Origin of the sequence: Rhodoblastus sp. 17X3, assembly GCF_030056575.1 — a bacterium.
Lineage (GTDB): Bacteria > Pseudomonadota > Alphaproteobacteria > Rhizobiales > Beijerinckiaceae > Rhodoblastus.
Window position 1 is genome coordinate 13,764 of the sequence record NZ_JASHHX010000033.1, and the last position, 13,525, is coordinate 27,288.

General features: G+C 60.5%; 13 protein-coding genes. 7 read left to right on the plus strand and 6 right to left on the minus strand.

Annotation, left to right across the window (positions count from 1 at the left end; all coding sequences use genetic code 11):
- Nucleotides 1–164 precede the first annotated feature (164 nt).
- On the plus strand, nt 165–635 hold the full coding sequence (locus tag QM467_RS19110) for a hypothetical protein (protein WP_283367932.1): 471 nt from the start codon (nt 165–167) through the stop codon (nt 633–635).
- An 84-nt stretch (nt 636–719) separates the two neighbouring features.
- Here QM467_RS19110 and QM467_RS19115 read toward each other — a convergent pair whose 3' ends face one another.
- The 3 genes from QM467_RS19115 to metB all read right to left on the minus strand — a co-directional run bounded on the left by QM467_RS19115 (nt 720) and on the right by metB (nt 3,795).
- Nucleotides 720–1,286 (minus strand): hypothetical protein, encoded by a 567-nt coding sequence (locus QM467_RS19115; RefSeq protein ID WP_283367933.1) that lies wholly within the window; start codon nt 1,284–1,286, stop codon nt 720–722.
- Nucleotides 1,287–1,595: 309 nt separating this feature from the next.
- Nucleotides 1,596–1,838: a GDCCVxC domain-containing (seleno)protein gene (locus QM467_RS19120; RefSeq protein ID WP_283367934.1), complete on the minus strand. Its 243-nt coding sequence runs from the start codon at nt 1,836–1,838 to the stop codon at nt 1,596–1,598.
- A 772-nt stretch (nt 1,839–2,610) separates the two neighbouring features.
- Complete coding sequence (gene metB, locus QM467_RS19125) at nt 2,611–3,795, minus strand: cystathionine gamma-synthase (protein ID WP_283367935.1); 1,185 nt, start codon at nt 3,793–3,795, stop codon at nt 2,611–2,613.
- Between the two features lie 281 nt (nt 3,796–4,076).
- Here metB and ytfE point away from each other — a divergent pair, with 281 nt between their 5' ends.
- Nucleotides 4,077–4,745 carry an iron-sulfur cluster repair protein YtfE gene (gene ytfE / locus QM467_RS19130; protein WP_283367936.1) on the plus strand — a complete coding sequence of 223 codons (669 nt, stop codon included), beginning with the start codon at nt 4,077–4,079 and terminating at the stop codon, nt 4,743–4,745.
- 287 nt (nt 4,746–5,032) lie between these two features.
- Nucleotides 5,033–5,764, plus strand: a complete 732-nt coding sequence (locus QM467_RS19135; protein ID WP_283367937.1) for a cyclic nucleotide-binding domain-containing protein — start codon at nt 5,033–5,035, stop codon at nt 5,762–5,764.
- Nucleotides 5,765–6,006: 242 nt separating this feature from the next.
- Here QM467_RS19135 and QM467_RS19140 read toward each other — a convergent pair whose 3' ends face one another.
- Nucleotides 6,007–6,711, minus strand: a complete 705-nt coding sequence (locus tag QM467_RS19140) for a UbiX family flavin prenyltransferase (protein ID WP_283367938.1) — start codon at nt 6,709–6,711, stop codon at nt 6,007–6,009.
- Between the two features lie 84 nt (nt 6,712–6,795).
- Here QM467_RS19140 and QM467_RS19145 point away from each other — a divergent pair, with 84 nt between their 5' ends.
- Entirely contained in the window at nt 6,796–7,023 is a 228-nt protein-coding gene (locus QM467_RS19145) for a DUF1858 domain-containing protein (protein WP_283367939.1), read from the plus strand.
- Here QM467_RS19145 and QM467_RS19150 read toward each other — a convergent pair.
- Nucleotides 6,998–7,693, minus strand: a complete 696-nt coding sequence (locus QM467_RS19150; RefSeq protein ID WP_283367940.1) for a Crp/Fnr family transcriptional regulator — start codon at nt 7,691–7,693, stop codon at nt 6,998–7,000. The two genes, QM467_RS19145 and QM467_RS19150, sit on opposite strands and share 26 nt — an antisense overlap.
- Before the next feature lie 572 nt (nt 7,694–8,265).
- Between QM467_RS19150 and QM467_RS19155 the strand changes: the two genes are divergently transcribed.
- Nucleotides 8,266–9,555, plus strand: coding sequence for an MFS transporter (locus QM467_RS19155; protein WP_283367941.1), 1,290 nt, complete (start codon nt 8,266–8,268; stop codon nt 9,553–9,555).
- Between the two features lie 136 nt (nt 9,556–9,691).
- Here the strand turns inward: QM467_RS19155 and QM467_RS19160 are convergent, their stop codons facing one another.
- Complete coding sequence (locus QM467_RS19160) at nt 9,692–10,888, minus strand: alpha/beta hydrolase (protein WP_283367942.1); 1,197 nt, start codon at nt 10,886–10,888, stop codon at nt 9,692–9,694.
- Between the two features lie 148 nt (nt 10,889–11,036).
- Here QM467_RS19160 and QM467_RS19165 point away from each other — a divergent pair, with 148 nt between their 5' ends.
- Nucleotides 11,037–11,762, plus strand: a complete 726-nt coding sequence (locus tag QM467_RS19165; protein WP_283367943.1) for a glycine cleavage system protein R — start codon at nt 11,037–11,039, stop codon at nt 11,760–11,762.
- A gap of 907 nt (nt 11,763–12,669) precedes the next feature.
- Nucleotides 12,670–13,422 carry an alkaline phosphatase family protein gene (locus tag QM467_RS19170; protein ID WP_283367944.1) on the plus strand — a complete coding sequence of 251 codons (753 nt, stop codon included), beginning with the start codon at nt 12,670–12,672 and terminating at the stop codon, nt 13,420–13,422.
- Nucleotides 13,423–13,525: the final 103 nt, after the last annotated feature.

Below are 13,525 nucleotides of genomic sequence, written 5' to 3' on the forward strand. Positions count from 1 at the left end.
ATTTTTCGCCGGGGCGCCTTGACGGAAGTCATTTGCGAAGGCCGTGATTCCCAAACGGGCCATATCAGGCGTGCGGCCAATCTGGCGACGAGATGAACGCTATGAATTGTTTTCGCAGCAGTCCAGATTGCCGCAGTCGCCCACCGGCCCTTTGTGGAGAAACCATGATCGATGACATCATTCTTGCGCGAGCCCTGCATGTGCTCGCTCTGGTCCATTGGATCGGCGGCGTCGCTTTCGTGACTCTGGTCGTTTTGCCTCTTGCCCGTTCACGCGCGTTGGCGACGGATGCGTTGGCGTTGTTCGAGACTGTGGAGCGGCGTTTCGCGGCCCAGGTCCGCGTCTCGATTCCCCTCGCGGGCGCAGCCGGTCTGTGGATGACCTATCGATTGGATCTTTGGGCGCGTTTCGCCGACCCGCATTTCTGGTGGATGTCGGCGATGCTGGGCCTCTGGCTGGTCTTCATGCTGATGGTTTTCGTGTTGGAGCCGCTCCTGCACGCCCGGTTCGAACAATTGGCGCAACGTGACCCTGAGTCGACCCTGCGCCGCATGGCGCGGCTGCATTCGGTCTTGCTCGCGGTCGCCGCCGTGACGTTGCTTGGCGCGGTCGCAGGGGCGCATGGTTTCTATTGACGCCGGTCGGCTGCATCATGAATGCAGAGGCTGTTGTGGCTCCAAAACTGGGAAGGGTCCCGCCGAAGGCAAGCCCATTCCATTTCAGGCTCCCGCGCGCGGTCTTTCGGCGCATAATTTGACCGGATCGCCTCGATTATCTTCCATCGAACCCGGCGACGGCTGAGCGGAACGCAAAAGTTCGACCGCCTTTTCCCGAAATGCCTGGCAGGCGCGTTCCCACTGACCTTCTCGCGGCGCGACCCAGGCCAGCTGCAGCAAGAGCGAGCGAAATTGGTGCGCCTTGAAAATTTGCGCCTCGAACCGGGCGACCAATTCGACGTAATCGCTGCTTCGCACGAAATCGCCGTTGCGGCGGATGCACACGCCAAGGCACGACTGCGGCGCCTCGACCTGGCCGCACGTGCGACACAGCCAGACGGTGGCGTACTCATCGGCCGGAGTAACGACAATTTGATGCGACGGCTCGCACTGCGGGGACAATCGGAGAATTTCGCGCGCACGGATCTGAAGGCGGCGGTAGGCGCCCTCGTGATCGCCTGTGCCGCCGCCAAGGGCGGCGATTTCTTGAACCACCGCCGCCAGGCTTTCGGCCTGTTCGGCGACCGTGGCGAAACTCTCAAGCAAGTCCGCGTATTCGTCGGCGCTCACGACTTCAAGTTTCCGGAATTCGCACGTTCCGGCGCATGGCTCCGAATTCCCCATGGCGCCGCAGCCTATGCAACGCCACAAGGTCAGGCATTCAGGTAATTGGCTGCCTTCCAGTTCGGATCGGTCGCTGTCGGAGACGGACATTTCGTTCAACTTCGCGGGCGTTTCGCAGGACGGGGAGCAGAATTGGCCGAGAACAAGCCAGAACGTTTGTCACGAAAAGGCGATTCGCGTTTTGGAAGATCACCAAGTGTTTTCAAGTGTCGTCGTGGTCGCGAATGCCGCCGCCTGCGGTGGCCGACAGGCTGGTTAGCCGCCGCAGCCGCCGCAACACGATCCCGCCTCCGCCCTTGCCGCACGTTCGGCCTGGGTCTGGGGGCAGGGAATGTCGCCATAGGAACAGAACACACAATCGCGGCCAGTTTTGGGACGAAGCACGGCGCCGCAACCCTTGCACTCATAAGACGACTGGAAGGAATCCGTCGGCATCTGCTCAGTCGCTCGATGGCCACAGGACGGGCAGGTGATGGTCGATAATGTGTTGGTCGTCATGAGCGGTCCGAATCCGGTTTGTTAGGAGGCGGAGAAATCCATGTTCAGGCGTCGCCCCGAACAAGGGCGGTCGCTCCTTGAGAGCGGCCGAGGCCTGGGCGGACAGAGAAGTCTTCACGCTTGGCGCGCATTGCGACGTCGCCATCACGCGGTTTTCTTACTCGGGAATTGCGAGCCCCTATTTGTCGGGCGACAAATAGGCGACGGATTTTCGTGACCCGCGGCTTCAGGCGTGAGGCGCAAATCGCCAAGTTGTTTTTTCAGGGGCTGCGTCGAAATTTCAGATAAAGTCGGGGGGCAGGCGGCATGAAATTTCGCCCCCTGTTCGCCGCGCCGGGGCCAGCCGTTTCATGGCCTGCGAACCTCACGCTTTCGGCCAGCGCTCATCACTTGCAAATCACTTGCAGAAGATTGCCCTTGCTTCACTTCCGTGCTTGTGGGCAGGCGCAGATTCTCAAAATTAGGCCGATTCATTTTGCCTGTGAAATATCTGGCCGGATTGCGCTGGCTGCAAAAACTGGTTCCTTTCGGGATCGACTGAAAAGAGCAGTGCTTGCAGAACGGAAGCCGCGTAAGCCAGAATGGCCAGCGCTTCCGACGGGACCGTAATCGCCACAACCGGCCTGGCGCGTCGGGCGCCGGCCCTGTGCAGCAGTTGCGCCGCCGCCGCGGAGCGGAAGGATATTATGCGCGCTGCAATGACGTCACTTCGCGTGATCACTGGAGCAGACGCATTTCGCCGTGAAGAGTGTCTGCGCAAGGCAATCGATGTTCATGATCGGCTCTCCTGCTTCTTGCCGTCGGCGACGGCGGCCAAACCCATTGCGAGGCCGGCGATCAGGTCGGCTTCGGCTTCTAGACCGACGGACAGACGCAGGAGTCCGTCGCCGATGCCCGCGACGAGGCGCGCCTCGGCGGACATGCCGACATGGGTCATCGTCGCGGGGTGCGCGACAAGGCTTTCAACGCCGCCGAGCGATTCCGCCAAAGTGAAAACCTCCACGGCCTCGACGAAGCGTCGCGCCGCCTCGGACCCACCCGCCAGTTCAAAGCTGAGCATTGCGCCAAAGCCGGCTTGCTGCGCCCTGGCGATTTCGTGCCCGGGGTGCGAGGCCAGGCCAGGATAGTGGACAACTTTCACTTCCGGTCGCCGCTCAAGGAATCTTGCTATGGCGCCGGCGTTCGATTGCTGTTGCCGAATTCGCGGAAACAGCGTGCGCAATCCGCGCAGCGTCAAATAGGAGTCGAATGGCGCGCCCGTCACGCCGGTGATGTTGGCCCAGTTCGAAAGACTCTCGAAATCCGCCTTGTCCGCCGCGATGACCGCGCCGCCGACGACATCGGAATGGCCATTGAGATATTTGGTGGTCGAATGAATGACGAAGTCCGCGCCCAAGGCTATTGGAAGTTGCAACGCTGGCGAAAGAAATGTGTTGTCGACGGCGACTTTTGCGCCCGACGCGTGCGCCCGCGTCGCGATCGCGCGAATATCGACAACGCGCATCAAAGGATTGCTCGGCGTTTCGATCAGCACCAGGGATGGACAGCGTCGCAACGATGCCGCGAGAGCTTCCTCATTGCCTTGGTCGATGATGGCGACATCGAATTGTCCGCGGTCACGGCGGGCCGCGAGAAGGCGATATGTGCCGCCATAACAATCATGGGGCGCGACGACCAGATCGTTGCGCGCCAGTTGGGACAAGACCAGATCGACGGCAGCCATCCCGGAAGACAGCACAATGGCGCCGGCTCCGCCCTCAAGTTTGGCGAGCGTGTCCGCGAGCATGTCACGCGTTGGATTGGCTGCTCGCGTATAATCATGGGCGCGCGGTTGCTCGAAGCCGGCGAAAGCAAAGGTGCTGGACAATATGATCGGTGGCGTGACCGCGCCGAATGCAGTGTCGACGGCGACGCCATTGGCCGCCGCGATCGTTTCAGGATTTTTTGAATTCGACATGATGTCTAAGCCTGCTGTTCTGTTCCAGCTGACATGGCGCGCAAAGCAAGCCTGGATGCCTTAGCTTACGCGGACGTCGCCTCTTACCACCCCCGTCAAGCGGAATCCATGGGAGCGGCGCCTTTTCCAACGAGCGCGACGTGCTGAAAAAATGTCTCCGCGCGCTGATGGCGGATCGTTCAATCGCCGAGAGTTTGCGGACGCGCAACGATTGGCTTGTTGACGAAGTGCGAAGATTGGCGATGCGACGGGAGTTTCCTTTGTTCGCAAGGAGGCTGACAATGACGGATTCGGACTTGCTGCAGTTGAATTTCGGCGCGACTTCGATTGGAGAGATTGCGGTAAAGCTTCCCGGCGCGATCGCCATTTTTCGTAAACACAAGCTCGACTATTGCTGCAACGGCGGGTTTTCGCTCGCCGCCGCGGTGGAACGACGCGGAGCCGATCTTGCCACTATCGAGCGCCAACTCGCCGGATTGATACCGCAACCAACTGAAACGCCCGACGATCCCGAGGCGATGATTGATCACATCGTTTCCCGGTATCACGACACGCATCGGCGTGAGCTTCCGGAACTCATCCAATTGGCGCGGCGGGTCGAAAAAGTTCACGCGGATCATCCGGAGTGCCCGAAAGGATTGGCGGAATTTCTGACGGAAATGGAGCAAACGCTCGGCGCGCACATGCAGAAGGAGGAGGCTATCCTGTTTCCGATGATCCTTGCGGGACATCCTATGGTCAGTGCGCCGATCGCGGCGATGCAGGCTGAACATGTGGGGCATGGCGAAGTCCTGGAGGCGCTTGCGGTGCTTACCTATGACATGCGGCCGCCAGAAGGCGCCTGCGGATCATGGAGAGCTCTCTATAACGGGGTGCGCAAACTTTCCGACGACCTGATCGATCATATCCATATGGAAAACAACATCCTGTTCCCACGTTTCCTCGATTGATCATCTTGATCCAAAACAGGCCGTCGCAATTCACCGATGCGGCGGCGTTTGGTGGCGCCAAGAAGCATATGCAAAGAGACCGGACTTCGATCATCGATGTTTGGTGAGAATTCGTGAAACATCCGCGTCGAAGCTAACCAAAGTCAATGCCCGATGCGGACGAAGCGGGAAGATGAATACGATCCAGTCGCCATCGAGCTTAGAGGTGGGCGAATCGGCCGTCGATCCCCTGTGATCGCCGGCGGACCTATGGCTTGCATTGGCCGAATGCATTGGGAGCGTGAGAAGTGCTGGCGCTTCAATCAGAATATTCTCGACTGACGCCCTTGCCAGAAGGCGGTGAGTTGTCGAATCACCCGCTTTGGGATGGATGTCGGCAATCGACGATAGATCTGATGTTGCAATGCAGCGTCAGGCGGAAATTCTCGTCCCGCGCAATCATTGCTCTCGAAGGAACCCCTGCTGATTTTCTTCATGTCGTGATCGACGGCTCCGTTGAGCTTTTCTCGCGGTATCGAAATCAGGAGACGGAATTTGCCGTGATCGAGCCGCCGCACGCATTCGTCGTCGCGGCGGTTATTACGAACAGATTCCATTTGACATCGGCGCGCGTGCTTCAGCCATCCGAGATTCTGATGATCCCGGCCGATCGCGTGCGTGAGGCGTTTGATCAAGACGAGTTGTTCTCCAGAAAAATGGCGATCGAACTGGCGCATTCTTATCGCATTGTTACGAGCGAACTCAGGCGGCAAACGCTTCTTTCCGCTGTCGAACGATTAGCGAATTGGATGTTGGACCGAGACGAAGAAACCGGCGGGAGTCACCACTTCGCCATTCCCTTTGACAAAAGAACTCTGGCTGCGCGACTCGGCATGGTTCCGGAAGTTCTTTCGCGGGGGCTGGCGACGCTCGGCAAATACGATGTCCATGTGCGACGCGCGACCGTCGAAATTCGCGATCCGGCGGCGCTGGACCGATTGGCCAAGCCCGAACCGCCTTTTTACGATCCAAAGGAATAGTTTTGTCAAAGTCCCTTTCCTGATTGAATCGCCGGGCGTCACGGTGGCGCGGCGACAAATGGGAAACGTGATGTCGATCCGGCTTCATTGATCGAGGCCGTGCGCATTGGCGATAAAATCGAATTCGCGGTCGACGGCAAGACCTATACGCTCAAGAAAACTCACGTCGTCAGGCACGGCGAATGAAGCAAGTTCACAGCTTCCCGAGTTGCAACGATTGGCCGCGCCGGCGTCGTGACATCTCAAGGCGGCGGTTCGGCCAGTCGGTCGAGCGCGTCGTCGAGGGCGGCGCCGGTGAAGTGAAATGACAGCAGGACAGTGTCGCTGTTCTTTTCGATGATCTCGGCGACGCTGGCGGGCTTCAGGTAAAACGCGGGAGCCGGCGGCATCACGATCGGGCCCGCTTCGGTCGTGGCGACCATCGCGCGCAAGTTGCCGAGATGCAGAGGAGTCTCCCTGGCCACACGCACCAGCGGACGACGCTCCTTCAAATGGACGTCGGCGGAGCGAACCATCAGATTGTCGGCCTGACAATGTGCGATCGCCGCCAAGGTCCGCATCGAACAGGGCGCGACGATCATGCCCCGCGTTGGAAAAGAGCCCGAGGCGATGCTGGCGCCGATATCGCGGACGGATTGCGAATCCTTGAAGGATGTTTTGATCGCTGTGCGGCTATTGCCGAGCGGTCGGATGATGAAGCGCTGATCGCGGAAGCGCAAAATCTCGCGAGTAATATCGTCGCCCGTCTTGCGATAGCCGGCGGCGCGCGCAGCCACACGCTTTTGGGCGGGGGCGCCGCCTGACGAACGCTCGAGAGGTCGTCCAGAGGTCCGACCCGCGCATGCTCTCGATCCCACCTGTTTTTGCGGCATCATGCCAAGTGGCGTTGATCGGGAATAACCTTGGCTTGGACCAAATGAGCGGATCTGATCGCTGCTGATCCGCATAGGTCGCGATGAAGATGTTTGATCGGAGGTTGTGCTTGCTTCAGCGCAACGAAACGCCGGCGAGAACGCGCAAGACTTCCACCTATGTCGACCGATCCGAAATCTCGTGAGATAGACGTAGAGACCCTCGTAGACGACGTGATGCGATGGCGTCCGGCGACGATCAGGGTGTTCCTTCGCAGAAGGCTTCGATGTGTCGGTTGTCCAATTGGACCATTCCATACCGTCGCCGACGCCGCTCGCGAACATTGCGTCGATGCGGAGGGGCTGCTCGAAGAATTGCTCGCTATTCCGCTTTCTCCGCCAGCATGAATAGACCGTGCGGGTCGCGCACGAGAATGCGTCTCCGGCCGCCCTTGACCAGCCCCATTTCCTCCCAGGCGCTGAAGATGCGGCTGACGGTGTGCAGCGTCGTGCCAGTCATTTCGGCGATATCCTGCCGGGAAATCGGAAAATCGATCAAAATTCCTTCGTCGGTCTTGCGGCCTGCTTGGTTGACAAGCCGCAATACTGCATGGGCGACGCGCTTTTCGGCCTGCTGCGTCGACATTTCGAGAATTCGCGTTTGTGAATCCTGCAAACGCGCGCCCAGCGTCCCCATAGTGTTGAGCGCCAACGCCGGATGACGGGAAATCAGTCCTGTCCAGGCAGAATTAGGCCAAACCAGGGCTAGGGAATCGACGACTGCGGTCGCCGTGCCGGGATAGGTCTCGCTCTTGATCGCCATGGCGACGCCAAACATGTCGCCCGGCCCGACAAAACGCACGACCATCTGCTCGCCCTGTGGAGTGATGCGCGTCACGCGCAGCCGACCGTGCAGCAGCAGAAAAAACTCATCGGCGTTTTGTCCCTGGTTGAAGACCGCCGCGCCTTTCAGGGCGCGCAAGGGTCGCGCCTGAGCCAACACGTCGTCGAGGGCCTCAGGCCCCATGCCGACAAAGGACGGTAAGGCGGCGATGAGCGAGCGGTCGATTTGCGCCATAACAAAAAAATCTCCGAATCGAGCGTTTCGAGCATCTACCTCGGCGACCCGCGCGCCGGCTTCGTCGGAGCGTAAATTCCGACCTCAGCCTGTTTGTCGGCGGGCAACGTTACAGGGCGCGTTCGCCGCTACAAAGGAAAAAAGGCGAATGTTCAAGGACAAAGGTTCCGCTTTCGCCCTGTTTAAGGAAATTGATGGAGGTCAGCCGGGGCTGGTGTTCGTCGGATTCAAGGGATCGGGTTTCGCTTATGGAATTCCCGAGAAATAGGGCAGGGAGCGCGGGCGCGCCCGCAATTGCAACTCGTGCGGAGCTCCGAGATTGCGTCGCCGCCGCCTTCGGTCCAGTCTTACCGGCATAGGCGAGAACGGGCGACGTTTGGCGGACCTATCTTGGCTTTCGGATCGGGCCAGGCGATGGGGAAGGCGGACGGGATGTCAATGAGCGGACAGTTTGTTCTTCTCGGAAACGGTCGCGCGTCCCCCTGCGGCCAATCGCGCATAACTTGTAGCGATTTCCTTGAGTCCGATCAGAGGTGTCGACTGAACGGCCTGCGATTGGCCAGGGATGACGCGTGACCGCCGCCGGCCCGCGCCGCGCCGTTTCCATGTTGGCGGTGGCCTTGTCCACGGTGGTCGAGTGGTATGATTTTACGCTCTGCCTCTATTTCGCGCCAACCCTCTCGCGCGTGTTCTTTGGCCAGGACGATATGGCTCTGGGAAAAACGCTGGCAGGTTTCGCCATCGCCTATTTGATGCGGCCGTTCGGCGCCATCCTGTTTGGCCTGTTCGGCGACCGGTATGGCCGGCGACCGACGCTGCTCATGTCGATGGCGGCAATGACTCTGACGATGCTGTGCCTCGCCTTGCTGCCAACCTACGCCCAGGTCGGCTCCGTCGCGGGAGGAGCGCTGATCCTGATGCGATGCATCATGGGATTTAGCGTCGGCGGGGAATATACCGCCGTGGTCGCTTATCTCTTCGAAAGTGCGCCACTTCATCGAAGAGGTTTTGTCACGTCCCTTGCGGCGGCGGCGAGCGAAATTGGCGGATTGTTGGCGGTCGGCTTCTGCGCCGTCCTGGCGCGCAAGCTCGATGTCGCCCAGCTTGACGCATGGGGTTGGAGGCTTCCATTCCTGTTTGGCGGAGCGCTGGCGGGCGTGGTCTGGGTCGCGCGCAACGCGATCATGGAAACGCCGCTTTTTGTGGGACAGCCGGTCGGGGCCCCTGGCGCGATCCGGCCTCTCATCTATGTCCTGCGCAACCAAGCTCGAGGCGTTGCGCTTGGCTTCGCCATTTCGGCTCTGGGGTCCGTTACCTATTACATCGGCATCACCTATGTCCCCTCTTTCCTCGCGACGGCGGGACGGGGCAGTGAGGCTCGGGCGCTTGAATTTTCCAGTATCGCAGCATTGGTCGTCATTGCGGTGACGCCATGCTTTGGCTGGCTGTCCGATCTCGCCGGGCGCAAACCTGTCTTGCTGGGGCTTTGTCTCGCCTGCGTCATTCTTCCAGTCCCGATGTTTCAACTCATCGCTGGCGGCTCCACCGGGGCGGCGATGGCCGGCGTCGCCATTCTGGCGGCTCTCGGCGGTGGCGTCAGCGCCGTCGGCGCGACGGCGACCGCTGAACAATTCTCCGATGCGGTGCGTCTGACCGGTCTGGCCTTGGGCGCCACCACCGCGACGGCTCTGTTCGGCGGAGCTGCGCCTTATGTCGTCCAGACCCTGCAAAGACAGACGGGCTTTGCCGGAATGCCCGGCGTCATCATTGCGGCGGTTGCAGCATGCGTCGGCTTGACGCTCGCGGCTTTCCTGCCGCATTCGCGCGGATCGGCGGCGCGGGATCAGAACAATCCGGCTTGACCGCTCCAGAGCATGGCCGCTTTGCCGCGCCGGGACCGGCGTCCGGAAACGGCGCCAAGCGGAAAAAGCGGTCTAATCGTCATCGAAGTGGGGCGGCAAGGCGCCTCCGGGAAACCCGTTCGGTTCGGGCGCAAAATCAATAATGTGTCGCGTCGCCTACCGTTGAGCGTGCGTTCTCGCCAAGACTGTCGAACTGCGAGCCCATGCTTTCCCTGGTGCGGGGATCGACGATCGCGATCGGCGCCGAAATGGCCATGCCGGCGGCTTGGCCGACGGTGGCTCCCGCGCCGGCCGTCGCCTGCACGACCTTCTCGCCAAGCCCGGCCTTGCCATCATTGAAGCTTTGGCCTCCGGCGATGCGGCGTCCTATCATTGCGACCACTTCCGGACTTTCGGCGAATTTCGAATGCTTGAGCTTGTCATCCGTGGTCACGTCGGTCAGGTCGATCACATTGATCCGCGCCTCCCGGAACATCGACTGATAGGGCTCCTCCTGCGGATTAACAGCGCCGATGCGGGGGATATCGCCCCAGACCTTCCGCGACGCGCCCAAAGCCTCGTCGTCCCGCGCCACGAAAAGCGTGAATGGCGGCCGGTCCTCGCCCATATCGACGATCTGCCGGCGAAAGACGTCAACGTCCACGTCCGGCGAGGCCAGCATCACGCTCTTGATTTTGGGCGCCAGTCGTTTATCGCGGATCGCCATTTGCCGCAGGGCTTCAAGGGTCACCCAGTTTCCCATCGAATGAGCGAGAATGTCGATCTCATCCACCGCTGGATCGCGTTGCAGACCTCGCAGCAGGCGCTCGAGCGCGTCGCGGGAGTAATTGGCGCTTTCCCGGTCATAGGTATAGGAGAACAGATTGCCGCGCGACGGCCAGGTAAACAGGACCGGAACCGCGCCGAGATTCGAATCGTGGGCGATCTGCGCCAGCCGGAACACCGCCTCGGGGAAACGCGTGTTGAATCCGTGCACGAAAACCAGAACCTGCCGTTTGTGGGTGCGGCTCAATTTTTCATGAAAGATTTTCAGCGCTTCCGCCTCGTCGAGGCGGTTGGCCTTCAGCGCGACGAACTCCTTCGACGGATCGCCTGGCTCCGACGAGGAGGTCTGAACATCGCCGATCCTGCGGTTTGCGTCGGGCGGGATCGAGACGGTAATATCCGCGAAATTCAAATTGTTGTCGCGCTCGCCGGTGTATAATTGACCAGGAGCCTTTGACGGCGTTCGTGTCGTCGCCGCCAATATATCGACCGTGCTGGCGCCCGGAACCGTTTTCGCGACCGGGATCAAGCCGCCCTCGGGGCGTCCGGCGCAGGCGGCCAGCGACATAAGCAGAGCCGCGCATCCGGCTCTCAGGCAAATCCTCGCTCGCAACATTTGGACGATCCTTCTTCGCGCGCAGTTCACCTAACATGTCGCGCCTTGCGAGAATAGCGGACTGCCCATCGCTCGTTGGGAGCCAGCCGGCGCCAATAGTTTGACCGGCGCCGGACGCTCCTGTGTGGGCCGCTTTGGAGCAGTCTCTTCAATCGACGTTGGTCGAATGACGGCGGTTGGCGCAATCCTGCCGTCAGGCCTGTCGCCGGAGACAAAGGATGGACCCAAGGGCGGCTATGAGCGGCCCCGAGCTTCGAGTATTCTCAGGCGCAAGAGGAGCGCGCCCATGCAGATACATCTCGTTCTTACCGTCATCGGCCGCGACCGGCCGGGTCTGGTGAGTGCGGTTTCAGAGACCATCGCCGCAGGCGGCGGCAACTGGCTCGATGCGCGCATGGCCAGCCTTTCCGGCCAATTCGCCGGCATGCTTTTGGTCGCCATCGCGCCGGAAAAAGCGGACGCGCTGGTCAAATCGATGCGCCAACTGGAAACGGAGGGGCTGCGCCTCATTATCGAGAGGAGCGATGAGCAGACGGCGGTCGCCGGCCGTTCTCTGCGACTCGAACTGGTCGGCCTCGACAGGCCCGGCATCATCCGAGACATATCGCACGTCCTCGCCGCGCAAAACGTCAATATCGCAGAACTCGAAAGCGAACGTGTGAGCGGGTCGTTCTCGGGCGAAGCCATGTTCAAGGCTAAAGCGCGGCTGACGCTGCCCGACGGGCTCCATGTCGAAGAACTCCGCCGGTCCCTTGAAGCGCTCGCCCATGAGCTAATGGTTGACCTGGCGCTGGAGGATAATTCGCCGCTCGTCCATCGCGGCTAGGCGAACCAAGGCTCTGGCGCTCGGCGGCGATGCTCCCGGCCTCTCGTTTCATCGCCGCCGATGGACCAAACGGCCTCGGGCATGCGGGATTGCGCTCCGGAATGGAGTAGGGGGCAGTCTTTTCCTTTCTTATTCTCAAGCAAATTTTGAAGTCAGCGAGCCGGTGGACCTGCGGCTTGAACGCGCGCTGAAAGAGCGTGGCGCGCGGGTCGCCGCTGTCAACGCGCCGCTTCTGATCCTCGGCGGCTCCGTTCTGCGAGGAACCAGCGTCACGGGGCTATCCGCGTGATCCGTTTCGACAACCGCGACGCCGGGCATTCGACACTTTTCATCCAATTTGGCGCGCCGGATTTCGCTCCCTGACTGCCACGCTCTTGGCCGGTCATCTGCCGAGTGTGCCCTATGCTCTCCGCGACATGGCCGACGACACTGTTGGTTTGCTCGACGCCCTGTCGCTCGACCGGGCGCGCTCCTTCCGGACGAAGTCCGGCGCGCCTGTCATCCCGGTGGCGTGGAGCGCCAAATCGCCGCGATAGCTCCGATTGGCGACCGTATTCAAAAATTCCTGGCAAGCCCGCCTGCGCGTTTTATCGCCTGTGGCGGCTGCGCCGTTCTGATGTCGGCATGTCGGACAGCGCCATAACCTCGCGCGCCAGGCCTTACGTTCCTCGATCCCGTCGAAAGACAATTGAATCGCTCAAAAGACGTATCGCCTTCGGCCAAAAAAAACAGCGTTTCGCCCAAAATAGCGTCCCAAACTCGACGTTTGCGCCGGTACCTTTACGTACCGGACGAGGGCCAGCGCATTGCGCGCGCTCGTAGGCGCCTGTCAAAGTCGAAATTCTGAGGAATGTGCTCATGCGCGACTGCGGGGGCGCATTCGATTTCCTTCCAGGAGATCCGATCCATGGCCACGGCTCCAACCCATATCGTCGTCCTCACCCTTGAGAACGAGAATTTCGGCGACATCGTTGGCAACCCGGCGGCGCCTTATCTGAATTCGCTAATCGCGCAGGGGATGCTCTTCACCAACTTCAGCGGCGAGTCGCATCCGAGCCAGCCCAATTATCTTGCGCTGTTTTCCGGCTCGACCTGGGGCGTCACCACCAACGGTCCTCTTCCCCAATTTTCGGCCAGCGTCCCGACGCTGGCCAGCGCGCTCGCCGCCAAGGGTTACACTTTCGGCGGTTACGCCGAAACCAGCGCGGTCCCCGAACGTCAGCCCTGGACCCACTTCGCCAATTCGGCGGCCGACGCTTACAATTTCAGCGCCTTTCCCCAGACCGCGGCCGGCTTCGCCAACCTGCCCACCGTCTCTTTCGTGACGCCGAACGACACCCACAACCTGACGCCGCTGAGCGACAATGGCGGCGGAATTTCGGCGGGCGACGCTTGGGTCCAGGCCAATATCTCCGCCTACGCCGCCTGGGCGCAGGCCAATAATTCGCTGCTGATCATCACTTTCGACGAAAACAACACCAATCCCGCAGTGACCCTGCCGAATCACGTCACGACCATCGTCGTTGGCGCGGGCGTCCCGGCGGGCGTCACGAACGACTCGGTCGCCAATCACTATTCTCTGCTCAACACGATCGAAAGCTATTATGGCCTGACGCCGATCGGCGTCAGCGCCGGCGCGCCGGCGCGCGCCGTCTATTAGACGAACAATTCGTACCCCCACACCCAGACACTATAAAAAAAAAAAAAAACAAACACAACGAAAAAAAAAAATAAAATTATTAATTTTTATTTAAATAATTAAC